We start from the raw sequence: 23628 nt of genomic DNA on the forward strand, positions 1-23628 counted from the left end.
GGGAGCTGCCGGTGCGCGTGATCGTCAGGACCGTCAGCGAACTGTGCGTCACCGTCGGCAGCGTGATCGTGCTGTTCGTCGTGTATGTGCTGTTCTGGACCGGTGTGAAGGCCGACCATGTCATGGACGACCAGATCGAGCTGCTCGAGAAGGAGTGGTCGAAGACCCGTCCGCCGGCCGACGGCTCCCCGGCGAGTCCGCAGAGGCCCGCGCCTTACGCCAAGGGCAAGCCCTTCGCGATCATGTATATCCCGCGTCTTGGTTTCACGTGGAACAAGCCGGTGCTCGAAGGAACCGCGACCGGCACGCTGAAGAAGGGCTTGGGGCACTACGCGGACACCGCCCAGCTGGGGCGGAAGGGGAATTTCGCGGTCGCGGGTCACCGTCGTACCTACGGTGATCCGTTCAAGGACTTTCCCAGGCTGCGGCGCGGCGATGCGGTGGTGCTGACCGACGGCACGACATGGTTCACGTATCGGATCGACAAAGGCCCGTACAAAACAGTGCCCTCGGACATCGAGGTGATCGACCCTGTTCCACGTACTTCCGGGTACACGCGTCCGGGCAGGTACCTGACGCTGACGACGTGCGAACCGGAATGGGGGCACAGTCATCGGCTGATCGTCTGGGCGCACCTGGACTCCACCCAGCCTGTGGAGGCCGGGAAACCTGAGGCGTTGCGCCGTTAGTCTGGTGGCTGTACGGCGTGGGTCTGGTGCCGTGGTACGACGGAAGGGACGGCATGTACGGCTGGGTCTGGCGGCATCTGCCGGGGAACACGTGGGTGAAGGCGCTGATCTCACTCGCCCTGGTCGTGGCCGTGGTCTACGTCCTCTTCCAGTTCGTCTTCCCGTGGGCGGAACCGCTGCTGCCCTTCAACGATGTGACGGTGGACAACCAGTGAGCGCGCGCATTCTCGTCGTCGACAACTACGACAGCTTCGTCTTCAACCTGGTCCAGTACCTGTACCAGCTGGGCGCCGAGTGCGAGGTCCTGCGCAACGACGAGGTGTCGACGGCGCATGCCCAGGACGGCTTCGACGGTGTTCTGCTCTCTCCGGGTCCCGGCACTCCGGAGCAGGCGGGTGTCTGCGTGGACATGGTCCGGCACTGCGCCGCCACGGGTGTCCCGGTCTTCGGTGTCTGCCTGGGCATGCAGTCGATGCAGGTGGCGTACGGCGGTGTCGTGGATCGGGCGCCCGAGCTGCTGCACGGCAAGACCTCGCCGGTGGAGCACGCGGGCAAGGGCGTGTTCGCGGGTCTGCCGTCGCCCTTCACGGCGACGCGCTACCACTCGCTGGCCGCCGAGCCGGCCACGGTGCCGGCCGAGCTGGAGGTCACGGCCCGGACCCGGGACGGCATAGTGATGGGCCTGAGGCACCGGGAACTTCCGGTCGAGGGTGTGCAGTTCCACCCCGAGTCGGTGCTGACCGAGCACGGGCACCGGATGCTGGCCAACTGGCTGGTGGAGTGCGGCGACCAGGGCGCGGTGGCGAGGTCGGCCGGGCTCGCCCCGGTGGTGGGCAGGGCCACGGCGTGACCGCGCTGCGCCCCGAGCGCGAGTCCGACACCTCGTACGGGCAGCAGTCGTACGGGGCGCGGGGTGCGTTCGAGGACTGGTCGGGTTCGGGGGCGTACGGCGCTTCCCCGCAGCCACCACCGCAGCCGCAGCCGAACCCGCAGCAACAGCCGTACATGTCAGATCCGTACACGTCAGAGCCGTATGTGCCGGAGCAGGAGCCCGATCCGTACACGGCGTCGTACGAGCCTCTTCCCGAGGAGCCGTACCTGCCTCCCGTCGACGACGAGACGGTGGCGCTGCGGATACCGGATCCGCCGCCCGTGGCCGATGACTCCCTGACGGGCTCTCCGGGCTCCTCGGGCCCGCGCCGGGACGGAGCGGCCTCGGGCGGCCGGGCGGCCCGCAGAAAGGCCGCCAAGCGCCGTCACGGGCGCCATGGCGGCGCTCCGGACACCCGCTCCGCTCAGGAGGAGCCGACCCGGGAGGGGCGGCGGGCGCCGCTGTCGCGGGTCGAGGCGCGGCGGCAGGCGAAGGCGCGCAAGCCGGGCGCGGCGGTCGTCGCCAGCCGGGCGATCGGTGAGGTGTTCATCACGACCGGCGTGCTGATGCTGCTGTTCGTCACGTATCAGCTGTGGTGGACGAACGTGCGGGCGCACGCGCAGGCCGGCAAGGAGGCCAGCAGCCTCCAGGACGACTGGGCGAACGGCAAGCGCAACCCGGGGGCCTTCGAGCCGGGGCAGGGCTTCGCCATCCTGCACATTCCGAAGCTGGACGTGGTCGTGCCGATCGCCGAGGGCACCAGCAACAAGGGCGTCCTGGACCGGGGCATGGTCGGGCACTACGCGGACGGTGCGCTGAAGACCGCGATGCCGGGCGACAAGAGCGGCAACTTCGGGCTCGCGGGTCACCGCAACACCCATGGAGAACCGTTCCGGTACATCAACAAGCTCACGCCGGGTGATCCGATCGTCGTGGAGACGCAGGACGAGTACTTCGTCTACAAGATGGCGTCGATCCTGCCGGTGACCCCGCCGAGCAACACGAGCGTCCTGAAGCCCGTCCCCACCGGGTCCGGCTTCACCGAGCCCGGCCGTTACATCACGCTGACCACGTGCACGCCGGAGTTCACCAGCAAGTACCGGATGATCGTCTGGGGCAAGATGGTCGAGGAACGGCCGCGCAGCAAGGGCAAGCCGGATGCGCTCGTCAGTTAAGGGCAGATGACCAGTGGCAGCGACCACCGACACGGACCACGAAGAGCACATCGGCGCGCCCGCGTCGCGGCCGGCCGCGGTACGCCGCCGGCCCGGCCCGATCGCCATAGCGGTCGGTGTCTTCGGCGAACTCCTCATCACCGCGGGCCTGGTGCTCGGTCTGTTCGTCGTCTACTCGCTGTGGTGGACGAACGTCGTCGCCGACCGCGCGGCCGGCAAGCAGGCCGACAAGATCCGTGACGACTGGGCCCACGGCCGGGGCGGCCCGGGTGCGCTGGACACCAAGAGCGGCATCGGCTTCCTGCATGTGCCCGCGATGAGCGGCAGCGAGGTGCTGGTCGAGAAGGGCACGTCGAACAAGATCCTGAACGATGGTGTCGCCGGTTACTACACCGACCCCGTCAAGTCGGCCCTGCCGATGTCGGGCAAGAACGGCAACTTCTCCCTCGCCGCGCATCGGGACGGCCACGGGGCCAAGTTCCACAACATCGACAAGATCGAGAAGGGCGACCCGATCGTCTTCGAGACGAAGGACAAGTGGTACGTCTACAAGGTCTACGACATCCTTCCGGAGACCTCGAAGTTCAACGTCAAGGTCCTGTCCAAGGTCCCGAAGGAGTCGGGGAAGACCAAGCCGGGCCACTACATCACCCTGACGACCTGCACGCCGGTGTACACGAGCACGTATCGCTATGTCGTGTGGGGTGAGCTGGAGCGGGTCGAGAAGGTGGACGCGGACCGGACGCCGCCGAAGGAACTGGGCTGACCGTCCTCCCGTGGGGAGGCTTTTCGCTAGCATGACGGAGGCCCGAAGCCGCAACCTTTTCTTGCGGCTTCGGGCCTTTGTGTCGTGGTGCGGTGCTACTCGAGTCCGTTCAGTGGCGCCCCGGCGCTCCACTCCTCCAGCAGCCCGCGGTGTACGGCGGTGATGCCGCTCTCCGCCGCGATGTTCAGGGCGTCGCGGGTGAAGGGGCAGGTCGCCACGAACAGGGCCACTTCGGAGTCGTGCAGGACCTTGGCGGCCCCGATGAACTTCTGGATTTCGGGGCTGGTGATGGAGAGGTGAGGCGCGAACCTCTTGCACTGGACGACGACGCGCCGCCCGTCGGCCGTGAGCGCGGTGATGTCGACGCCCCGGTCCCTCGCGCCGCCTTGGACCACGACGTTGGTGCAGCCGTCGCGGCGCAGCAGCTCGGCGACGCGTTCTTCGAACTCGCGTCCGTTCATGGCGTCCATGGAGGCCATGACTCCGGCGAGGGGGCGGTCTTCCCGGGGGCCTTCCAGCCGCTGCAGCCGGGCGTTGTGCTGCCGGAGCCGCTTTTCGATGCGCTGGACGCCTGCCCGTAGAGCGATGAGCTCTCGTTGGTGTTCGCTCGAGGTTTCGATAAGGGCGTTGAACATGGGGACGACGGTTTTGCCCAGGATGTGGGTGATGCGCTGGTCGATGCGGTCGTCGAGGGAGGCGGTGTCGGCCGGGGCAGGGTTTTCCACAGGCTGTGTGCGTGCCAGGTACTCCATGTCGAGGAGGTACACACGCACCTGACGTGCGACTTCGCTGTCGCGGAGGAGCATGGCGATGTTGAGGACGGCTCGGCGGGAGAAGAGGGCGAGGGAGCGGGTGCGGGACTGGATTCCACTGAGGTTCTTGAAGGACCTCAGTTCTTCGCCGGTCAGCAGGCGGTAGCCGTTGGCTTCCAGCTCGGCTCGGTGATCCTTGACAAGGGACTTGATGGCTTCGAGACCGACCTCGAAGTACGTCGCCACCATCGCCGTCGTCACATGCGTGCCGTCCGGCAGCAGCGACAGTGCCTTGACCCGGTCGAGCACGTCCGTGCGGTCGCGCACGCTGCAGCGCAGAGACTGCGATTCCAGCAGGGCCATTTCGTTGATCATGAGCTGTCCTTCGACTCGGATGGCCGGGGAGGATTCTCGATTCCTCACCCCACCCGGTGAACGAGTCATGAAATGTGAAGACACGATCGAACGGCGTGTGAGTTTGCGAGGCGGCTGCGCGCCTGACATGCGTCAGGGCCCCGGCTCCCTCAGGAGGGGAGCCGGGGCCCTTACGTGGGGGACGACGTCCCGGCGATCAGTCGTCGTTTCGGCCGTCGAGGCCGCCGAAGATGCCGCCGTTGCCGTTGCCGCCGTTGTTGTTGCCTCCGACGCCGACGGTCTGGAGGGTGACCGTCGTGGCCGCCGGGTCGTCGACCTCCTGGTTGCCCTGGGGGTCCTGGCCGGCGACGAGGGCGGTGTCGCTCTGGTCGCTGCCGTTCGCGAACTGGATGTTCGTGAAGCCGGCCGCCGCGAGCGCCTGCTTGGCCTGGCCGACCGTCTGGCCGACGACCTGGGGCACGCGCGCCTTCTTCTGTTCCTTCTTGCCGATCTGGATGTTGACCGACGAGTTCTTGTCGACGGAGGAACCGGCCTGCGGTGTGGTCTGGATGACCTTGCCGACCTGGTTGTCGTCCTGGGTGTCCACCTCGGTGCAGTTGCCGACCAGGTCGTTGGCCGTCATCTGCGCCCTGGCCTGGTCACAGCTCTGGCCGAGGACGTCCGGGACGGTGGACTTCGCCTCCGCCTTGGCGATGGTGAGGGTGATCGTGGATCCCTTCTCCACCTCCTTGCCCAGGTCCGGGTTCTGCTCGAGGACGGTGCCGGGGTCCTCCGGTGACTCCTGCGGCTTCGTCTCGACCTTGAACTGGTACTTGTCGCTCTCCAGCGTCGCCCTGGCGTCGTCGATGATCTTGCCGACGACACTGGGCACGGCCACCTTCGGCGCCCCGGTCGACACCACGAGGTTGATGGTGTCGCCCTTCTTGACGTCCGTCCCGGGCTGCGGGTTCTGCTCGCAGACCTTGCCCTTGCTCTGGTTCTCGCAGGGCTTGTTGGTGGTGGCCACCTTGAGATCGCTGTTGTTGGCCTGTTTCCTGGCGTCGTTCACCGTTTCGCCGATCAGGTTCGGCGCGGCAACCGTGTCGTTGCCGACCCCGTTGCCGCTGAACGCCCAGCGTCCGATCAGGATCGCGCCGACCAGCACGAGGATGCCCGCCGCCACCAGCAGGATGGTGGAGGTGTTGGACTTGCGCTGCTGGCCGCGGCGCCGGTCGGGGCGGTCGTCGTAGCCGTAGCCGCCGTCGTCCGGGTTCATGGGGGGCAGCATCGACGTGGCGCCCGCGCCGGAGTCCGCGCGCAGGGCCGTCGTCGGCTGGTCGTCGGGGTAGCCGCCGTAGCCCACCGAGCCCATCGCGGCCGTGGCCGCGACCGGCTGGCCGTCGAGGCAGGCCTCGATGTCGGCGCGCATCTCGTCGGCCGACTGGTAGCGGTAGTCGGGGTCCTTGACGAGGGCCTTCAGCACGATCGCGTCCATCTCGGGCGTGATCTCGGGGTCGAAGACCGACGGGGACTGGGGCTCTTCGCGTACGTGCTGGTACGCGACGGCGACCGGGGAGTCGCCCACGAACGGCGGACGGACCGTCAGCAGCTCGTAGAGCAGACAGCCGGTCGAGTAGAGGTCGGAGCGCGCGTCGACCTGCTCGCCCTTCGCCTGCTCCGGGGAGAGGTACTGGGCGGTGCCGATGACGGCCGAGGTCTGGGTCATCGTCATGCCGGAGTCGCCCATGGCGCGGGCGATGCCGAAGTCCATGACCTTGACCTGGCCGTTGCGCGTCAGCATGACGTTGGCCGGCTTGATGTCGCGGTGGACGATGCCGGCTCTGTGCGAGTACTCCAGGGCCTGGAGGATGCCGATGGTCATCTCCAGCGTCCGCTCCGGCAGCAGCTTGCGGCCGGAGTGCAGAAGCTCACGGAGCGTCGAGCCGTCCACGTACTCCATGACGATGTACGGGATCGACACGTTGTCGATGTAGTCCTCGCCCGTGTCGTAGACCGCGACGATCGCGGGATGGTTGAGCGAGGCGGCCGACTGGGCCTCCCGGCGGAACCGGGCCTGGAAGGAAGGGTCGCGCGCGAGATCGGCGCGCAGCGTCTTCACCGCCACGGTGCGGCCGAGGCGGGTGTCATGCGCGAGGTAGACCTCCGCCATGCCACCACGCCCGAGCACCTGGCCCAGTTCGTACCGGCCGCCGAGGCGACGCGGCTCTTCCATAGCTACCTACCAGCCCTCTCCGTCGGTCCCGACCGGAAATCTTGTACGGTCGGAGGCTGCCGTCCGGGCCTACCGTACCCGGCTCGCTTTGTGTGACCTGGCCAAGCCCGTCAGCCGATACAGGACCGGTATCGCAACGTGCACCGATGTGAAGCAGGCGTGAGCGGGGTCACTTCTTGCTGTTGATGACCGCCTCCATCACGTTCCTCGCGATCGGTGCCGCGAGGCCGCCGCCGGAGATGTCGTCCCGGACGGCGTTGTCGTCCTCGATCACGACCGCCACGGCCACTGGCGCGCCGCCGTCGCTGTCCTTGGCGTAGGAGATGAACCACGCGTAGGGGTTCTCGCTGTTGTCGACACCGTGCTGGGCGGTACCGGTCTTGCCGCCCACCTTGACGCCGGGGATCTTGGCGTTCTTGCCCGTGCCCTCTTCGACGACCGTCTCCATCATCGACTGCAGGATCTGGGCGTTCTCCGGGGACATCGGCTCGCTGAGCTCTTCCGGTTCGGTCTTCTCGACCGGGTCGAGGCCGGGCGACTGCAGTTCGTCGACCATGTACGGCTTCATCAGCTTGCCGTCGTTGGCGATGGCCGAGGACACCATGGCCATCTGCAGCGGGGTCGCGGCGGTGTTGAACTGGCCGATGGAGGACAGGGCGGTCTCCGACGGGTTCATGCCGTCGGAGAAGACCGAGGCGTTGGCGCGGACCGGGGTGAACTGCTCCTCGGTGAAGCCGAACTTCTTGGCCATCGCCAGCATCTTCTCGTTGCCGAGGTCGGAGCCGATCTTGCCGAAGACGGTGTTGCAGGAGTACTGCAGGGCCACTCGCAGGGTCGCGTCCTTGCAGGGGATGTTGCCCTCGTTCTTCAACGGGGTCGTGGTTCCCGGCATGGTCCACGGCAGCGGCGTCTTCGTTTTCTGGTCCGCCTCCGAGTACAGCCCGTCCTCGAGCGCGGCGGCCGCGGTGAGCACCTTGAAGGTGGAACCCGGCGGGTAGGTCTCGCGCAGCGCCCGGTTGAGCGTCGGGTCGTCGGGGTTGTTCTTCTTCTCGAGCTTCTGCCAGGCCTTGGTGTCCGTGGTCGTGGAGTTCCCGGCGAAGGTCGACGGGTCGTACGACGGGTAGGAGGACAGTGCCAGGATCTTGCCGGTGGACGGCTCCAGAGCCACCACCGCTCCCTTTGCGCCCTGCTTCTTCAGACCGTTGTACGCGGCCTTCTGCGCGGCGCCGTTCAGCGTGGTGACGACGTTGCCGCCCTCTTGCTTCTTGCCCGTGAGCATGTCGAGGGTGTTGCGGAAGAAGAGCCGGTCGTCGTTGCCGGTGAGGATGCCGTCCTCGAGGTTCTCCAGCTGGGTGGCGCCGAAGGCCTGCGAGGCGTAGCCGGTGACCGGCGCCCACATCGCGCCGTCCTTGTAGGTGCGCTTGAACTTGAAGTCGCTGCCCGACGTTTCCTTGGAGCCGGTGATCGGCTTGCCGTCGACGATGATGTCGCCGCGCGGGGAGGCGTACCGCTCGATGATGACCCGGCGGTTCTGCTTGTCGGTGCGGAGCTCGTCGGCCTTGACGTACTGGATCCAGTTGTCGCGGATGAGCAGGGCCAGGACGAGGAGACCGCAGAAGATCGCGATCCGGCGCAGGGGCTTGTTCATGACGGGCGGACCACCTGGGTCATCTCGGCGTCGGGGTTGCTTGCCGGGGCGGGGGCCGGGCGGCGTGCGGTGTCGCTGATGCGTAGCAGGATGCCGATCAGGGCCCAGTTGGCGATCACGGAGGATCCGCCGTAGGCGACGAACGGCAGCGTCATACCGGTCAGCGGGATGAGGCCCATCACACCGCCGGCCACGACGAAGACCTGGAGGCCGAAGGCGCCGGACAGGCCGATGGCCAGCAGCTTGCCGAACGGGTCGCGGGCCGCGAGTGAGGTGCGCACGCCCCGCTCGATGATCAGGCCGTAGATCAGCAGGATCGCCATGACGCCCGCCAGGCCCAGCTCCTCGCCGAAGGTGGCGAGGATGAAGTCGGAGTTGGCGGCGAAGCCGATGAGGTCGGAGTTGCCCTGGCCGAGGCCGGTGCCGAGGGTGCCGCCGGAGCCGAAGGCCCACAGGGCCTGCATGGCCTGCTCGGAGTGGACGATGCCGTCCTGGACGCCGGCCCGGCTGAGTTCGAACTCGCGCATCGGGTCGAGCCAGGCCTGCACACGGGTCTGGATGTGGGGTTCGAAGCTCGCCACGCCGACGGCGCCGACCGCGGACATCAGCAGACCGAAGACGATCCAGCTGGTCCGCTCGGTGGCGACGTACAGCATGATGACGAACATCCCGAAGAACAGCAGGGATGTACCGAGGTCGGTCTCGAAGACGAGGATGAGGATCGACATCACCCAGACGACCAGGATCGGGCCCAGGTCGCGGCCACGCGGCAGGTACAGGCCCATGAAGCGGCGGCTGGCCAGGGCCAGGGCGTCCCGCTTGACCATGAGGTAGCCGGCGAAGAAGACCGCGAGGGCGATCTTCGCGAACTCGCCGGGCTGGAGCGTGCCGAGGCCGGGGATCTTGATCCAGATCTTGGCGCCGTAGACGTTCGCGCCGAGGCCGGGCACGAGCGGCAGGATGAGCAGGAACAGCGCTCCGGCCATGGAGATGTAGGTGTAGCGCTGCAGGACGCGGTGGTCCTTGAGGAAGATCAGCACGGCCACCAGCAGGGCGACGCCCATCGCCGAGTACAGCAGCTGGCGGGGTGCCGCGTCGGCGTAGTTGCTGAGTCGCTTCGACTGGTCGAGCCGCCAGATGGCGACCAGGCCGAGCCCGTTCAGCAGTGTGGCCAGCGGCATCATCAGCGGGTCCGCGTACGGCGCGAACTTCCGTACGACGAGATGGCCGACGCCCGCGAGCAGGCCGAGGCCGAGGCCGTAGCTCAGCAGGCCCGGCGGGACCGAGTCATTGAGGGCCAGCCCGACGTTGGCGTAGGCGAAGACCGGGATGACGACGGCGAACACCAGCAGCGCGAGTTCGGTGTTGCGCCGGCTCGGGGCACCGATCGCGCCGATCGTGGACGTGTGGTGCGTCGGCGAGTTCGACGTATTCGTACTGCTCATCGTGTGACAGGGCCTCTCACGGCTTGCCTACTGCTTACCGCACAGCGAGACGACCTTCTGCTCTTCCTCCGAGAGGCTGGGGCCGGGGCTGGGAGTAGGTGCGGTCGTGGACGGGGGCGTGGACTTCTCAGGCGCCGACGGTGAGCCCGACGGGTTCGACGGGTTCGGCGTCGGTGTGGCCTTGGACGTGAAGGAGGCGGGAGTGGTTCCCGTGGTGCCCCCGGCCTCGCCTTCGCCGGTCTTGGCGTTGTTCCGGCTCTCGGCGTCGCGTCGCTGCGTTTCCTTCTTGCACGCGGAGGCCTGAACCGACAGTTCCTGGATCTTCGACTGGGCGTTCTTCAGTCCGCCCTCGGCGATGGTCGCCTTGACCAGCTTCTGCTGGTAGGGCGGCAGGTACTTGAGTTCGATCTCGGGGTGGTCCTTCTCGACCTCCGACAGCGATACCCAGGCCAGATCCTGGTTGATGCCCCGGTACAGGGCGACGTGCTCGTCCTCGGCGCCGACGTAGTACTGCGTCTGCGTCCAGCGCCAGCCGCCGTAGAGACCGCCGCCGATGACGGCGAGCGTGAGGGCGCCGTAGAAGGATCTTTTGAGCCAGCGGCCTTTGCGGCGCGGCTTGACGAAGTCGTCGTCGCCGTAGTCCAGGCCGGTCGCCGGGATGTAGTCGGTGGTGTCGCCGGAGCCGGGCGGGCCGAACTCGCCTCCGCCGCCGTGCCCGTGTCCCTGGCGGCCGAGGCCGGAGGCGCGGCCGGCGGGGGTCTGCATGATGCCGTTGTCGTGCAGCTGGTGCTGGTTCTCGGCGACGGCGCCGACCACGACCGGGGTGTCGGAGAGCTGGCCCGCGAGGGTGTCGCCGGTGTCCAGGTCGAGGACGTCGGCGACGATCACGGTGATGTTGTCGGGGCCGCCGCCGCGCAGTGCCAGCTCGATCAGGTTCTGGACGGTGTCCTGGGGGCCCTGGTAGCTGGCGAGGGTGTCCTCCAGGGTCTGGTGGGACACCACGCCGGACAGGCCGTCGGAGCAGATCAGGTAGCGGTCGCCGGCGCGGACCTCGCGGATGGACAGGTCCGGCTCGACGTGGTCGCCGGAGCCGAGCGCGCGCATGAGGAGCGAGCGCTGGGGGTGGGTCGTGGCCTCTTCCTCGGTGATGCGGCCCTCGTCGACGAGGCGCTGCACCCAGGTGTGGTCCTGGGTGATCTGCGTGAGGACGCCGTCGCGCAGGAGGTAGGCGCGGGAGTCGCCGACGTGGACGAGGCCGAGGCGCTGGCCCGTCCAGAGCAGGGCGGTCAGGGTGGTCCCCATGCCCTCCAGCTGGGGGTCCTCCTCGACCATGGAGCGCAGCTGGTCGTTGGCGCGCTGTACGGCGGTGCCGAGCGAGGTGAGGACGTCGGAGCCGGGGACGTCGTCGTCGAGCGCGACGATGGTGGAGATCGCCTCGGAGGAGGCGACCTCGCCGGCCGCGGCGCCGCCCATGCCGTCGGCGATGGCGAGCAGGCGCGGGCCGGCGTAACCGGAGTCCTCGTTGCCCTCCCGGATCATGCCCTTGTGCGATCCGGCGGCGAAGCGCAGTGACAGACTCATGCGCACCTCGCCCGTCGGCTCCGGGTACAGCCGGTCGTGTCGAGCCACACTGCCCACCCTCCGGTCGGGAGCGCGCGGGGGCCCGGGAGGCCCGCCACCGCGTGCTCGCTCCGCTCGCGCTCATTCATTGGTGTAGCACTACTTCCGCAGCTCGATGACGGTCTTGCCGATGCGGATCGGCGCGCCCAGCGCAATCGGTGTGGGAGTCGTCAGCCGGTTCCGGTCCAGGTACGTGCCGTTGGTGGAGCCGAGGTCCTCGACGATCCACTGGCCGTCGCGGTCCGGGTAGATCCTGGCATGACGGCTGGACGCGTAGTCGTCGTCCAGCACGATCGTCGAGTCGTGCGCCCGGCCCAGGGTGATGGTCTGGCCCTGGAGGGCGACCGTCGTGCCGGTGAGGGTGCCCTCGGTCACGACGAGCTTGGTGGGGGCGTTACGGCCGCGCCGTCCGCCGGCGGGCTGCTGGCGCTGTTGCGGCGGCGCCTGGCGGGCGGCGGCCTGCTGCTGCCGGCCGGCCTCGCGGCGCGATCCGCGCTGCGTGACACGCGTACCGAACAGGTCGCTGCGGATGACCTGCACGGCCACGATCACGAACAGCCACAGTACGGCCAGGAAACCCAGCCGCATGACCGTGAGGGTCAGCTCTGACATTGCCCCCGCTTCACCCTTCGGCTTGCCGGTAAATGATGGTGGTGCTGCCCACGACGATCCGCGAGCCGTCGCGGAGCGTAGCGCGGGTGGTGTGCTGCCCGTCCACCACGATGCCGTTGGTGGATCCGAGATCCTGGATCGTCGAGGGCGTTCCGGTCCGGATCTCGCAGTGCCGGCGGGAGACGCCGGGGTCGTCGATCCGCACGTCGGCGTCGGTGCTGCGGCCCATCACGAGCGTCGCGCGGGAGATCTGATGGCGTGTGCCGTTGATCTCGATCCAGTGGCGGGTGCGTCCGCCGGCGGCCGGGGCGGCCGGGGGCCGCTGGCCGCTCGCGGGCTGCGGGTAGCCGTAGCCGCCGGGGCGGCCGCCGGGCGGCGGCGCGGACGGCATGGGCGGGGCGCCCGAGGGCGCGCCGGCGGCCGGCGGGTAGCCGTAGCCACCGCCGCCGCGTCCGCCCTGCGGGGCGGCGGGCGCGCCGCCGCCTCCCGGGCCGTCCTGCTGGCTGCTGGAGGAGGCGAGCGTGCGGCTGCGCACCCGGTACAGGCCGGTGTCGAGGTCGTCCGCCTTCTCCAGGTGGACCTTGATCGGGCCCATGAAGGTGTAGCGCTGCTGCTTGGCGTAGTCGCGCACCATGCCGGCGAGCTCGTCGCCGAGCTGGCCGGAGTAGGGGCTGAGCCGCTCGAAGTCCGGTGTGCTCAGCTCGACGATGAAGTCGTTGGGCACGACCGTCCGGTCGCGGTTCCAGATGGTGGCGTTGTTGTCGCACTCGCGCTGGAGCGCTCCCGCGATCTCCACGGGCTGGACCTCGGACTTGAACACCTTGGCGAAGGTGCCGTTGACCAGACCTTCGAGACGTTGCTCGAACTTCTTCAGGACTCCCATGGGGCACCTCCTCCGTGGCTGCCGTCCTGTGCACTGCCCTGCGGGCCGCTTGCCGGGTACTGCTGGTACTGCTTACTGATCGTATCCACGCGCCGCTCGATCGGCTGGTTCCCCCTGTCGGCCAGGCCGACGGGTGTCGACGCATGACGAAGTTCCCTGTGGAGCTCGTCTTCGAACTCCTCCGGTGGTACCGCTGCGCGTCACCGCCTCGCGTACCCCTGCCAAGGATCGTAGAGGCGGCCGTGGACCAGTGTCCCGCACCGGGCTGTGGACCCGGACCGCCTCCTGGGGAGAGAAGGGGTACCGGTACGAGGTTGATACGTGAATCAGTGCGTGTTGATACGTGGCCAGGGCATCGAAGGTTCGGGGGCGGGTCTGCCTGCGGGGAGAAGGGATGTGAACCCACCCCGTCCTGCGTGCTAATGTTCTGGGTGTCGGAAGGCGCCAGCCCGCAAGGGACAGGAGCCCAGGACACACCCAAATGCGCGGGTGGCGGAATAGGCAGACGCGCTGGATTCAGGTTCCAGTGCCCGCAAGGGCGTGGGGGTTCAACTCCCCCCTCGCGCACAGTGAGAACCGATGAAACGGGTCTCTGCCGGTGACGGAAGTCACGGCAGGGGCCCGTTTCTCGTTCCCTGGCGCCTGTGGGACATCACACAGACTGGTCAGGACGCACAGCAGGCCCCCACCCGTGAGCTATCTCACGGGTGGGGGCTGTCTTCGTTGTGCTGCTGAGCTGCGGCCGGGTTGATCTATGCCGCTGGAGCCAGGTGGCCGGTCGGGGTCCAGCTCCTCGGCTGTTTCTTCGGGCGGCGGTGGTGGGTGCGTCGGCGGGGGCGCTCGCCACCGAGCGACAGTGTGTCCAGCCACTTTTTGATCTTGCGGCGGTTCGCGTGGGCGAGCTGGAAGGCGAGCAGGATCGTTTGTGCCGCGATGCCGCGATGCCGCGATGCCGCGGATGCGGCGGGAGCCTGCGGATCGCGACATCAGTCGGCGGATTTTTCGTTCCGGACGCCGTTGTACCGCGGTACTCACCGGGCTCCGGTGAGGACCGCGTCCGTCTGCTGCGGCCCGATCGGGTCGTGGAGGTGAAAGGCCGAGGGGCACCGTCGTGCTGACGTTGCCCGCGCGCGCCGACGCCGCCTCCAGGCTCCTCCTGCACACTCGCCGCAGCGAACAAGCCATCGCCTGGCGAGTTAACCCGGTGTTTCCGCACTGATGGTCGATCACTGCCGACGAGCCGCTAGGATCACGGCATGGTTACGGCCCGGTCGCCTTGGCGCACAGACGGGACCCGCCTCGAAGCGGGTCCGTTGTTGCGCGTGCTGGCCATGGCCGTGCTTCTGTTCGGCGTCCTGGTGACACATGGCGTGCATGTGGAGAGCGTCCAGGGACACCTCTCCACCAGTGCGACGACTCCCGCCGCAGCGTGGGACGAGCGCACTCACCACGCAGCTGCCGAGTCCGTGCCGCAATTCGCCGCGGAAACCGACGATCACCCCGGCGGGCACGATTCGTCACATTCTGTCGAGCAGTGTGCATCAGGGCAGCCCCAGCAGGGTTCTGTCCTGGCAGTGCCGTGCACAGCGGCGTCGGTTCGCGCATCAGCTGATGCCGATGCCTCGGCCATGCGGGCGTCTGCCGTCGGTCGGCCCGTCGACGGTGCGTCACCAGTGGCTCTGAGAGCAGCCGCCGTGGTGCAGCAGGTCTAGGAGTTCGGGGACTCCTCCAACCGGCCTGCCGGTGTCACCGGTTCGGCTGGTACCACGCGACGAGCTTTGTACCCCGTGCTCATGATGGGGCGTCACGTTCGTCGAAGCCGTCCTGCCCACCCATGTCTGCGCCTCACTCCGGTCTTGCCGGAGGCCGGGGCAGCAGCGCGGAGGACCTGTGCCGACACAACCCCGTATGCCCGCGCATGCCTCATGGAGCCCATGTGGCTCATCGTCGTGGCGCCGATTCGTCTCGGCGATCCGTGCCGCGCTCGTGATGGCGCTCGTGCTGTGCGCCGTCATGCACGGTGTGCCCGACGAGACGCACGCACCGGTGTCCGTGCCTGCCGCGCCTCCGGTGGTCGCCACGGGCGGGGAGCCTCATGAGCCCCACAAGCACCACGAGGCCGAGGACTGCGTGGCGGACGCGATCGTCCGTACCGCGGCCCAGTCGACGGAGGATCTTCCCCTCGCCGTGCTGGCTGCGGCCGTACTCGTCGCCGTATCCGTGGCGATGGCAAGACCCCTCGTACGGCATGCATCCCGCAGACGCCGCAGGGCCCGTACCGGCCGCGTGGCGCTCGTCCGTACTTCGCGGTGGCGAATTTAGATCACTCGCTCGCAGCCGATCGACCCATCGGCTGCCGCGTGCCCATGACAGGAACGCGGACCCACGGTCCGCCACTGCGCCATGGGGCGCGAGATGAACCCGCACGTGCATTCATCTGCATTCATCGAGCGAGAGTGACAACACAGACATGCAGTCATTGACCAAGGCCGCGGTCGACCCGGGCCGGACCGCCCTGTCCGGACTGGTGGGCAACACCCCGATGCTGCGGGTGTCGGAGCCGCTGGCCCCGGCCGGGCGCGGCTTCTGGGCCAAGCTCGAGGGCTTCAATCCCGGCGGTATCAAGGACCGTCCGGGTCTGCACATGGTCGAGCGGGCCCGCGCCCGTGGCGACCTGCGGCCCGGCGGACGGATCATCGAATCCACCAGCGGCACGCTCGGCCTGGGGCTGGCGCTGGCCGGCATGGTGTACGGGCACCCGGTGACTCTGGTCACCGATCCGGGGCTGGAGTTGTCCATGACCCGGCTGCTGGCGGCGTACGGCGCCCAGGTCAACGTGGTCTCGGAGCCGCATCCCACGGGCGGCTGGCAGCAGGCCCGCCGCGAACGCGTACAGCGGCTGCTGGAGCAGCATCCGGACTCCTGGTGCCCGGACCAGTACAACAACCCGGACAACGTCGCCGCCTACACCCCTCTGGCTCTCGAACTGGCCTCCGAGATGGGCCACATCGATGTGCTGGTGTGCAGCGTCGGCACCGGTGGCCACTCGGCGGGTGTCTCGCGTGTCCTGCGTCAGCTCTACCCGGAGCTGACCGTCGTCGGCGTGGACACGACGGGCTCGACGATCTTCGGTCAGCCCGCCCGGCCCCGGCTGATGCGAGGCCTCGGCTCCAGCATCTACCCTCGCAATGTCGCCTATGAGAACTTCTCCGAGGTGCACTGGGTCGCCCCGCATGAGGCCGTGTGGACGAGCCGTCAACTGGCCGCGTCCCACTACGCCACCGGCGGGTGGAGTGTCGGCGCGGTCGCCATGGTGGCCGGCTGGCTGGCCCGGACGATGCCCGCCGACGCGCGCATCGTCGCGATTTTCCCCGACGGTCCGCAGCGATATCTGGGGACGGTCTACGACGACGACTACTGCACCGCCCACGGCTTGCTGAACTCACCCCCGGCACCCGAACCGGAGCTGATCGGGCGCCTGGACGAGAAGGAAGTCACCTGCTGGACCCGGTGCACCACCGTGGTCGACCCCCTCACCCTGCAAGGCGCGGACCAAGACGTCGCCGAGGACGCTCCGGGCATCGAGGCCGACTCCGCGGAGGAGGACTGATGAAGGGGCTCCTCACTCAGGTTCGGTCATACGACCGAAGTGTCCAGCTGTTGATGGTCAACCAGTTCACCATCAACCTCGGCTTCTACATGCTGATGCCCTACTTGGCCGCCCACCTCTCCGGCACCCTCGGCCTGGCCGGCTGGATCGTCGGACTCGTCCTCGGCGTACGCAACTTCAGCCAGCAGGGCATGTTCCTGGTCGGCGGCACGCTCGCCGACCGGCTCGGCTACAAGCCGATGATCGTCGCCGGATGTGTGCTGCGCACCCTCGGCTTCGCGACACTCGGGCTGGTGGACTCCCTGCCCGCGCTGCTCGCCGCGTCCGCGGCCACCGGGCTGGCCGGGGCACTGTTCAATCCGGCCGTACGCGCCTACCTCGCGGCCGACGCCGGGGAACGCAGGGTCGAGGCGTTCGCCCTGTTCAACGTGTTCTACCAAGCTGGCATCCTGCTGGGTCCGCTGGTGGGCATGGTGCTGACCGGGGTGGACTTCCGCATCACCTGCCTGGTCTCGGCCGGCATCTTCGCACTGCTGAGCGTCGTACAGATCCGCGCGCTGCCCGCCCGGCGGGCCGAGGACACCAAGCGGCAGGACAACGCGGGCAGCCAGGGCGTGCTCGCCCAGTGGCGCGGCATCATCGCCAACCGGCCGTTCCTGCTCTTCTCCCTCGCCATGATCGGGTCGTACGTCCTGTCCTTCCAGGTCTATCTGGCGCTGCCGCTGGAGGTGCGGCGGCTCGGCGGCGACGGGGAGTCCGGTACGACGGCGGTCGCGCTGCTCTTCGCGGTCTCCGGGCTGAGCACGATCCTCGGCCAGACGCGGGTGACCGCCTGGTGCAAGGCGCGCTACGAGCCCGGGCAGGCACTCGTGCGGGGGCTGGCCGTCATGGGCCTGGCCTTCGTACCTCTGCTACTGGCCACCGCCATTCCCGTACCGAAGTCCGGCATCGGACTGTGGCTGCTCGCGGCAGTGCCGCCGACACTCGCCGCGCTGCTGCTGGCCGTCGGCACGATGATCGCCTACCCGTTCGAGATGGACACCATCGTCCGCCTCTCCGGTGACCGCCTGGTCGCCACGCACTACGGGCTCTACAACACGATCTGCGGCGTCGGCATCACCATCGGGAACCTGGGCACGGGGGCCGCGCTCGACGCTGCCCGCGCGGCCGGGATGCCCGCGCTGCCGTGGATCACGCTGTCCGTGCTCGGCCTGGCGTGCGCTGCCGCGCTGTACGGCCTGCATCGCACCGGCCGGCTGGCGGCGCCGCCCGCTTCCGAGCCGTTGACCGCCACCGTCTGACCCACCGGCCCCCGGCCTTCCGGCCCTCCGGCCCAGGGGTGGGGCACCGCACGGTGCCCCACCCCTGCTGGGCCCTGCCGTCACCCAGGAGTCTTCGATGCCCGCCCTTGCCGCGCCCTTTCCCCAGCCGACGCCCTTGCAGCTCCGACCGTTCCGGGCGGTGCGCTACGACCCGGACCGAGTCGGCGACCCTTCCGATCTTCTCGCTCCGCCCTGCGACGACCTCGACCCCGCCCGGGCCCGCGAGCTCCGGCGCCACCCTCACCACGTGGCCCGACTGCTGTACGCCGACGCACCACAGGGCGCCGCCCGTGAACTGGGGCGCTGGCTTCGACGCGGCCTGCTCCGCCGGGACGAGCGACCCGCCCTGTACGTCTACCAGCAACAGCGTGGTGCCCGGATTCTTCAGCGCGGCCTCATAGGTGAGCTGTTGCTGCCGCGCCAGGCAGGTCAGCTACTGCCGCATGAAGACGTCTCGGCCCATGTGGTTCGGCAACGGGCTGCCCACATTTCGGGCCTGCGCGCCCAGCTGGAGCCGCTGCTGCTGGCCCACCGGTGCACAGAGTCCACAACTGCGCAGGTCACCGAACGCGTCACTCGTCGCGCGCCGGTCACCGTGGCCCGGATCGGGGACGTCACCCACAGCTTGTGGGCCTGCGACGACGTGGGGGAACTCGCGCTCGTCGGCAGTGGCCTGTCCGCCGGTCAGGCTCTTGTCGCCGACGGTCACCACCGGCACGCCGCCTGTCTCGACCTGAGCGCAGACGCGGCAGGCCCGTGGCGCCACAGTCTCGCCCTGCTGGTCGACGCCGATAGGTACCCCCTGCGGCTCTCCGCCATCCACCGAGTGCTGCCGGCACTGGAACCGGAGAAGGCAGCACGCGCCGCTGCCGAAGTGGCCCGGGTGCTGCCACTACCAGCAGGACCGCGTCCGCCCGGGCCCGGCGAACTCATCCTGGTCGGTGGAGGACAGGCGTGGATCATCACAGAACCCGACTCCGGCGCCCTGCACGACGCCCTTTCCGGCCATCCCAGCCAGTGGGCGCAGCTGCCCGCGGCCGTCAGCGATCACTTGCTGCTGCGCCATGCCTGGTCCGTACCCGACCTGCCCGGAGCTGTGATGCATCTTCACGACATCCGCCAGGCCACTGAGGCCGTGTCCGCACCCGGCAGCGGCAGCGCGCTCCTGCTGCCCGTGATCAGCGAGAGCACCGTGTGGGAGCTGGCCGGTGCCGGAGTGCTGTTGCCCCGGAAGTCCACTTCGTTCGGTCCCAAGCCGGCGGCCGGTCTGGCCATGCGGGTGCTGGGACTGTCGTAGCGCCGCTCCCGTGCCCAGGACACGGAAGGGCCGCTACGTCTCCCGCGGGCCGTAGTTGCCCAGGAACATGTCGACGCCGCTGGTGATGAGGCGGTCCGTCAGGTCCTCGTCGATGTGCGTGCCGTAGGAGCTGAACACCATGTGGGGGAAGACCAGCAGCCCGTAGAACTGGATGATCGCCACCTGCAGGTCCGGGATCTCCAGGCGGCTCTGCTCGGTGAGGGCGCGCAAAGCGCCTGCGACGGCTGGGTGGTGGCTTTCCGTGCCGCGGTGTCGCCAGGCCTCACCCAGCTCGGGGAAGCGGTGGAGTTCGGCGGCGACGAGGTTGCGCAGGGCGGTGACCTCGTGGTTGGTGCGAACCGCGTGGACCCAGGTGCGGGCCGCCTCGACGAGGGCGGCCCGTAGGTCCGCGGCCTCGGACAGGCCTTCCAGCGCGGCCGAGGAATCCCCGGCGAGCGGCTCGTCGAGTGCGCTCGTGATGACGGCCGTGAACAGGGCTTCCTTGCTGCCGAAGTGGTTGTAGACGGTCACTTTCGACACGCCTGCCTCGGCAGCGATGGCGTCCATTCCCACGCCGAAGCCATCCCGCAGGAACAACTCGCGAGCGGCCCGCACGATGGCCTGCCGCTTGAGCTCCGCGCGGGGACCGCTCGGCGGCTGTTTGACGCTGTCCACGCTCATGACCTCGACCTTAGCACCATCTGAACTGTACGGTTGAGTTCATCTGAACTGAACAGTATGGTTCAGTTCGGCGCGGTCGAGCAGGACTGTGCATGAGAAAGGGGACGTCGTGCCTTCCGTGACTCAACCGGTAGCCGCCTCGCCGCGGACCGTGGACCCGCCGGTCCGGCGATGGCTCACCCTCGCCGTGGTGAGCGTCAGCCTGCTGGTCGTCGGGCTCGACACCACCGTGCTGAACGTCGCTCTGCCCACGCTCGTCGGCGAACTCGGTGCCTCCACCAGCCAGTTGCAGTGGATCGTCGACAGCTACGCGCTGATGTCCGGCAGCTTGGTGCTGTTCTGCGGCAGCCTGGCGGACCGGCTGGGGCGCAAGTGGATCTTCATGTCCGGCCTGGCGCTGTTCACGGCGGCGTCCGTGGTCGCCGCTTACGCCGGATCCGTCACCGCGCTGATCCTCGCGCGCGGAGCCATGGGCGTCGGCGAGGCACTGATCATGCCGGCCACGCTCGCCGTCATCGGCAGTGTCTTCCCGCGCGGTGCGGAACGCACCAAGGCGATCGGCATCTGGTCGGCGGCGGTCGGGGTCGGGACGGTGATCGGGCCGATGGTGGGCGGCTGGCTGCTGAGCCATTACTGGTGGGGATCGGTCTTCCTGGTCAACCTCCCCATAGGCATAGCGGGCCTGATCGCCGCGGCCCTGCTGGTGCCCGACTCACGCGCCCCCGAGAGCGGCCGCCTGGACCCGGCCGGCGCCCTGCTCTCGGTCGTCGCCGTGGCGAGCGTGCTGTGGGCGGTCATCGAAGGGCCCGACCGCGGCTGGAGGAGTCCCGCCGTACTGACCGCCTTCGCGGCGGGTGTCCTGCTGCTCACCGCCTTCGTCGCATGGCAACGCCGTGCTGTCTCCCCGATGCTGCCGCTGCGGATCTTCCGGCACCGTGCGCTCGCATCCGGTGACCTGCTCGTCCTGCTGGGAGCGTTCGCGCTGATCGGCACCTTGTTCGTGGCCGTACAGCACTTCCAGTTCGTGCTCGGACACAGCCCCGGGCAGACCGGTGTGCGGCTCGGTCCCGCCGCGCTCGCGCTGCTGGTCGCGGGGCCCCTGTCGGGCGTCCTCGCACCGCGCCTCGGCATGCGCATGGTGTCGGCCACCGGACTCGCCCTGCTGTCCGGGTCCGCCGCGGTTCTCGCCACCACCGGGCCGGCGGACGGCTACGGCCGGGCTCTCGTCTCGATGCTGCTGCTGGGTGCGGGCGCCGGGTTCGTCATCACCGTGACCAGCGATGCCATTGTCGGCTCCCTGCCCGAGAAGGACCTCGGCGTGGGCTCTGCCACCAACAGCGCCGCCATCCAACTCGGCGCCGCAACGGGGGTCGCGGTCATGGGCAGCCTGTTGTCCGACCGCTACCGCGAAGGCATCGACACTCTCACTGCCCCTGTTCCACAGAGCCTGCTCGAGTCGGCCAAGGAGTCCTTGGGCACCGCGCTCGCCCTCGCCGGGCGAATCCCTGGTGAGGCCGGAGCCTCCTTCGCCGAAGCCGCCCGCCGTGCCTTCGTCGACGGCATGGGACCGGCCATGTTCGCCGGGGCCGGTGTCACAGCGGCCGGCGTACTCCTCGCCTTTGTCCTCGCGCCGTCCCGCGACGCGGACGCCACCGGAATCCCGCCCCAGAAGGACTCGTCATGACCCACTCCCCAGCCGGTGCGCCGCACACGGCCGATCACGCCCCTCACCCGCACGCCGACCCGCGCCGCTGGGCAGCCCTCGCGCTGATCTGCCTCGCCCAGTTCATGCTGATCCTCGACGTCACCGTCGTGAACGTCGCCCTGCCCGACATGGCGGCCGACCTCGGCCTCGGCCGCGAGACGCTGACCTGGGTGGTCACCGCCTACACCCTCTGCTTCGGCGGTCTGATGCTGCTCGGCGGACGCCTCGCCGACGCCCTCGGCGCCCGCCGAACCCTGCTTGCCGGTCTGGCGCTCTTCACCACCGCTTCGTTGGTCACGGGTCTTGCCCAGAACGCACCCATGCTGATCGGCGGCCGAATCGGCCAGGGCGTCGGCGCGGCCCTGCTGTCCCCGGCCGCGCTGTCCATCGTCACCACGACCTTCCACGGCACCGAACGCAACAAGACGCTCGGCGTCTGGGCGGCCATCGGCGGCACCGGCTCCGCGGCCGGTGTGCTCCTGGGAGGTGCCCTGACCGACGGACCGGGCTGGCCGTGGGTCTTCTACATCAACGTGCCCGTGGGGCTCCTCCTGCTGGTCGCCCTTCCCGCCCTCGTACCGGCCCGTGCTCCACGGCCCGCAGGCCTCGACATCCCCGGCGCGCTGCTCGTCACCGCGGGCACCGCCGCCCTGATCTACGGCCTGGTCAAGGCGGGCGGCGCGGGCTGGGCGGACGCCGCAACCCTCGTGCCGCTGGCCGGCGCGGTGGTCGCCTACGCGGCCTTCGCGGCGGTGGAACGGGCCAGCCGGGCCCCGCTGACGGACCTGAGGATGTTCACCAGGCGACCCGTGCTCGCCGGAGCCTTCCTGATGCTCATCGCTACGGCCCTGCTGATCGCCTTCTTCTTCCTCGGATCCGTCTATCTTCAGCACATCCGAGGCTTCAGCCCGCTGCGCACCGGTTTCCTGTTCCTGCCCGTCGCCGTGGCCACGGGCATCGGCGCCCACCTCGGCTCCCGGCTCGTCGGCCGGATCGGCAGCCGCCCGACGGCCGTCGCGGGCATGGCCGTCGCGGCCGCCGGAACCATCCCGCTGACCCGGCTGTCGGAGAGCGGCAGCGTGTACGCCGGGCTCATGCCGGGCTTCGTGATCGCCTCCCTCGGCCTCGGTGCCGTATTCGTCACCGCGACCACGACTGCCCTGGCCATGGTGGAACACCACGAGGCGGGGCTCGCCTCCGGAGTCGTCAACACCTTCCATGAGGTGGGTGGTTCGATCGGCGTCGCCGTGGTCTCCACCGTCGCTGCCTCCGGCTTCGAGCGAGGATCGACAGCCGGCTTCGGGGACGCGTTCACCGTGTGTGCCGTGGCAGCCGCCGCCAGCGCCATCGTGGCCCTGGGCCTCGTGCCGCGCGGCAAACCGCAGTCGACGGGCGGGCCGCACGTGCACTGACCAGGGCAGGTGGCAGCCCGAGAACAACCAGCCCTGGATGGTCGGCCGTGTGCCGGAAGTCGTCACAGCTCAGCCGTGGGACAACTCCCGGCCGCGGCCCCTTGGCTCAGAGCATGCGGGCGGTGCCGCCGCACGCGCACGTCTTGAGGGCCCGTGCTGCTCCGGGGTCCGTGATGCGGGAAGCCGCGGCCTGGAGAAGTGCCGCGGCGGTGAGCCTGACGACGGGGTGACCGATGGCCCGGCGCAGCAGATCCGCCCGCCGGTTCACTGGCCTTCACCGCCGGCGAGCTCGTAGCCGGCCTCGTCGACCGCGGCCGCGACGGCGGCGGCATCCAGCGGCTGCTCGCTGGTCACCGTGACCTTTGCCGACGGCAGATCCACCTGGACGTTTTCAACGCCGGGAAGGCCGTTGAGTTCGGAGCTGACGGCCTGGACGCAGTGATCGCACGTCATGCCCTTGACGTCGTACACCTTCTGAACCATGTGCTTGCTCCCTTCCCATGAGGACTTCATGATACCCCCAGGGGGTAATCAGGCTTCTGGCCCGCAGTGA

Annotated in this window: 21 protein-coding genes and 1 tRNA gene; 12 read left to right on the forward strand and 10 right to left on the reverse strand. The window is 69.0% G+C overall.

The window, feature by feature from the left end; genetic code table 11:
- Positions 1–11: 11 nt before the first annotated feature.
- From ACFZBT_RS18280 to ACFZBT_RS18300, 5 genes are read left to right on the forward strand one after another with little or no spacing between them, the layout of a single operon-like run.
- Positions 12–689: a class E sortase gene (locus ACFZBT_RS18280; protein WP_391104365.1), complete on the forward strand. Its 678-nt coding sequence runs from the start codon at positions 12–14 to the stop codon at positions 687–689.
- Between the two features lie 17 nt (positions 690–706).
- Entirely contained in the window at positions 707–904 is a 198-nt protein-coding gene (locus tag ACFZBT_RS18285) for a hypothetical protein (RefSeq protein ID WP_189727378.1), read from the forward strand.
- Positions 901–1539: an aminodeoxychorismate/anthranilate synthase component II gene (locus ACFZBT_RS18290; protein WP_391104368.1), complete on the forward strand. Its 639-nt coding sequence runs from the start codon at positions 901–903 to the stop codon at positions 1537–1539. Before ACFZBT_RS18285 ends, ACFZBT_RS18290 begins: the two co-directional genes overlap by 4 nt.
- Positions 1536–2735, forward strand: a complete 1200-nt coding sequence (locus ACFZBT_RS18295) for a class E sortase (RefSeq protein WP_391104371.1) — start codon at positions 1536–1538, stop codon at positions 2733–2735. The genes ACFZBT_RS18290 and ACFZBT_RS18295 overlap by 4 nt, the downstream gene beginning before the upstream one ends.
- A gap of 13 nt (positions 2736–2748) precedes the next feature.
- Positions 2749–3501 carry a class E sortase gene (locus tag ACFZBT_RS18300; protein WP_391104374.1) on the forward strand — a complete coding sequence of 251 codons (753 nt, stop codon included), beginning with the start codon at positions 2749–2751 and terminating at the stop codon, positions 3499–3501.
- Positions 3502–3596: 95 nt separating this feature from the next.
- On the opposite strand, the gene ACFZBT_RS18305 is transcribed toward ACFZBT_RS18300, so the two are convergent.
- The 7 genes from ACFZBT_RS18305 to ACFZBT_RS18335 form a co-directional block, all read right to left on the reverse strand.
- Positions 3597–4628, reverse strand: a complete 1032-nt coding sequence (locus tag ACFZBT_RS18305; protein ID WP_391104377.1) for a restriction endonuclease — start codon at positions 4626–4628, stop codon at positions 3597–3599.
- Between the two features lie 196 nt (positions 4629–4824).
- Positions 4825–6840 (reverse strand): Stk1 family PASTA domain-containing Ser/Thr kinase, encoded by a 2016-nt coding sequence (gene pknB, locus ACFZBT_RS18310; RefSeq protein WP_391104380.1) that lies wholly within the window; start codon positions 6838–6840, stop codon positions 4825–4827.
- Positions 6841–7009: 169 nt separating this feature from the next.
- Entirely contained in the window at positions 7010–8488 is a 1479-nt protein-coding gene (locus ACFZBT_RS18315) for a penicillin-binding transpeptidase domain-containing protein (RefSeq protein WP_391104383.1), read from the reverse strand.
- Positions 8485–9933, reverse strand: a complete 1449-nt coding sequence (locus ACFZBT_RS18320; protein WP_391104386.1) for an FtsW/RodA/SpoVE family cell cycle protein — start codon at positions 9931–9933, stop codon at positions 8485–8487. The genes ACFZBT_RS18315 and ACFZBT_RS18320 overlap by 4 nt, the downstream gene beginning before the upstream one ends.
- A 27-nt stretch (positions 9934–9960) precedes the next feature.
- On the reverse strand, positions 9961–11514 hold the full coding sequence (locus ACFZBT_RS18325) for a Stp1/IreP family PP2C-type Ser/Thr phosphatase (RefSeq protein WP_391104473.1): 1554 nt from the start codon (positions 11512–11514) through the stop codon (positions 9961–9963).
- Between the two features lie 138 nt (positions 11515–11652).
- The gene (locus ACFZBT_RS18330; RefSeq protein WP_190199225.1) at positions 11653–12165 is read right to left on the reverse strand and encodes an FHA domain-containing protein; all 513 of its coding nucleotides are present in this window, start codon (positions 12163–12165) and stop codon (positions 11653–11655) included.
- 10 nt (positions 12166–12175) lie between these two features.
- Positions 12176–13048 carry an FhaA domain-containing protein gene (locus ACFZBT_RS18335; protein ID WP_391104391.1) on the reverse strand — a complete coding sequence of 291 codons (873 nt, stop codon included), beginning with the start codon at positions 13046–13048 and terminating at the stop codon, positions 12176–12178.
- 483 nt (positions 13049–13531) lie between these two features.
- Between ACFZBT_RS18335 and ACFZBT_RS18340 the strand changes: the two genes are divergently transcribed.
- The 5 genes from ACFZBT_RS18340 (at position 13532) to ACFZBT_RS18360 (ending at position 19277) form a co-directional block, all read left to right on the forward strand.
- Positions 13532–13615: transfer RNA gene (locus ACFZBT_RS18340), tRNA-Leu, on the forward strand.
- Between the two features lie 1422 nt (positions 13616–15037).
- Positions 15038–15370: a hypothetical protein gene (locus ACFZBT_RS18345; RefSeq protein ID WP_391104394.1), complete on the forward strand. Its 333-nt coding sequence runs from the start codon at positions 15038–15040 to the stop codon at positions 15368–15370.
- A gap of 148 nt (positions 15371–15518) precedes the next feature.
- A complete protein-coding gene (locus ACFZBT_RS18350; protein WP_391104396.1) occupies positions 15519–16658 on the forward strand; it encodes a pyridoxal-phosphate dependent enzyme in 1140 nt (379 codons plus the stop codon).
- Positions 16658–17959, forward strand: coding sequence for an MFS transporter (locus tag ACFZBT_RS18355; protein WP_391104399.1), 1302 nt, complete (start codon positions 16658–16660; stop codon positions 17957–17959). The genes ACFZBT_RS18350 and ACFZBT_RS18355 overlap by 1 nt, the downstream gene beginning before the upstream one ends.
- Positions 17960–18056: 97 nt before the next feature.
- A complete protein-coding gene (locus ACFZBT_RS18360; protein WP_391104401.1) occupies positions 18057–19277 on the forward strand; it encodes a DUF1015 family protein in 1221 nt (406 codons plus the stop codon).
- A gap of 33 nt (positions 19278–19310) precedes the next feature.
- Here the strand turns inward: ACFZBT_RS18360 and ACFZBT_RS18365 are convergent, their stop codons facing one another.
- Entirely contained in the window at positions 19311–19958 is a 648-nt protein-coding gene (locus ACFZBT_RS18365) for a TetR family transcriptional regulator (RefSeq protein WP_391104404.1), read from the reverse strand.
- Positions 19959–20076: 118 nt separating this feature from the next.
- Between ACFZBT_RS18365 and ACFZBT_RS18370 the strand changes: the two genes are divergently transcribed.
- A complete protein-coding gene (locus ACFZBT_RS18370) occupies positions 20077–21642 on the forward strand; it encodes a DHA2 family efflux MFS transporter permease subunit (protein ID WP_391104407.1) in 1566 nt (521 codons plus the stop codon).
- The gene (locus ACFZBT_RS18375) at positions 21639–23075 is read left to right on the forward strand and encodes a DHA2 family efflux MFS transporter permease subunit (protein WP_391104410.1); all 1437 of its coding nucleotides are present in this window, start codon (positions 21639–21641) and stop codon (positions 23073–23075) included. Before ACFZBT_RS18370 ends, ACFZBT_RS18375 begins: the two co-directional genes overlap by 4 nt.
- Before the next feature lie 106 nt (positions 23076–23181).
- Here ACFZBT_RS18375 and ACFZBT_RS18380 read toward each other — a convergent pair whose 3' ends face one another.
- Together ACFZBT_RS18380 and ACFZBT_RS18385 are read right to left on the reverse strand one after the other, a co-directional pair.
- A complete protein-coding gene (locus ACFZBT_RS18380; protein WP_391104413.1) occupies positions 23182–23343 on the reverse strand; it encodes a hypothetical protein in 162 nt (53 codons plus the stop codon).
- Complete coding sequence (locus tag ACFZBT_RS18385; RefSeq protein WP_391104415.1) at positions 23340–23558, reverse strand: cation transporter; 219 nt, start codon at positions 23556–23558, stop codon at positions 23340–23342. Before ACFZBT_RS18385 ends, ACFZBT_RS18380 begins: the two co-directional genes overlap by 4 nt.
- Positions 23559–23628 lie beyond the last annotated feature (70 nt).

Source organism: Streptomyces sp. NPDC008137 (assembly GCF_042957035.1).
Taxonomy (GTDB): domain Bacteria; phylum Actinomycetota; class Actinomycetes; order Streptomycetales; family Streptomycetaceae; genus Streptomyces.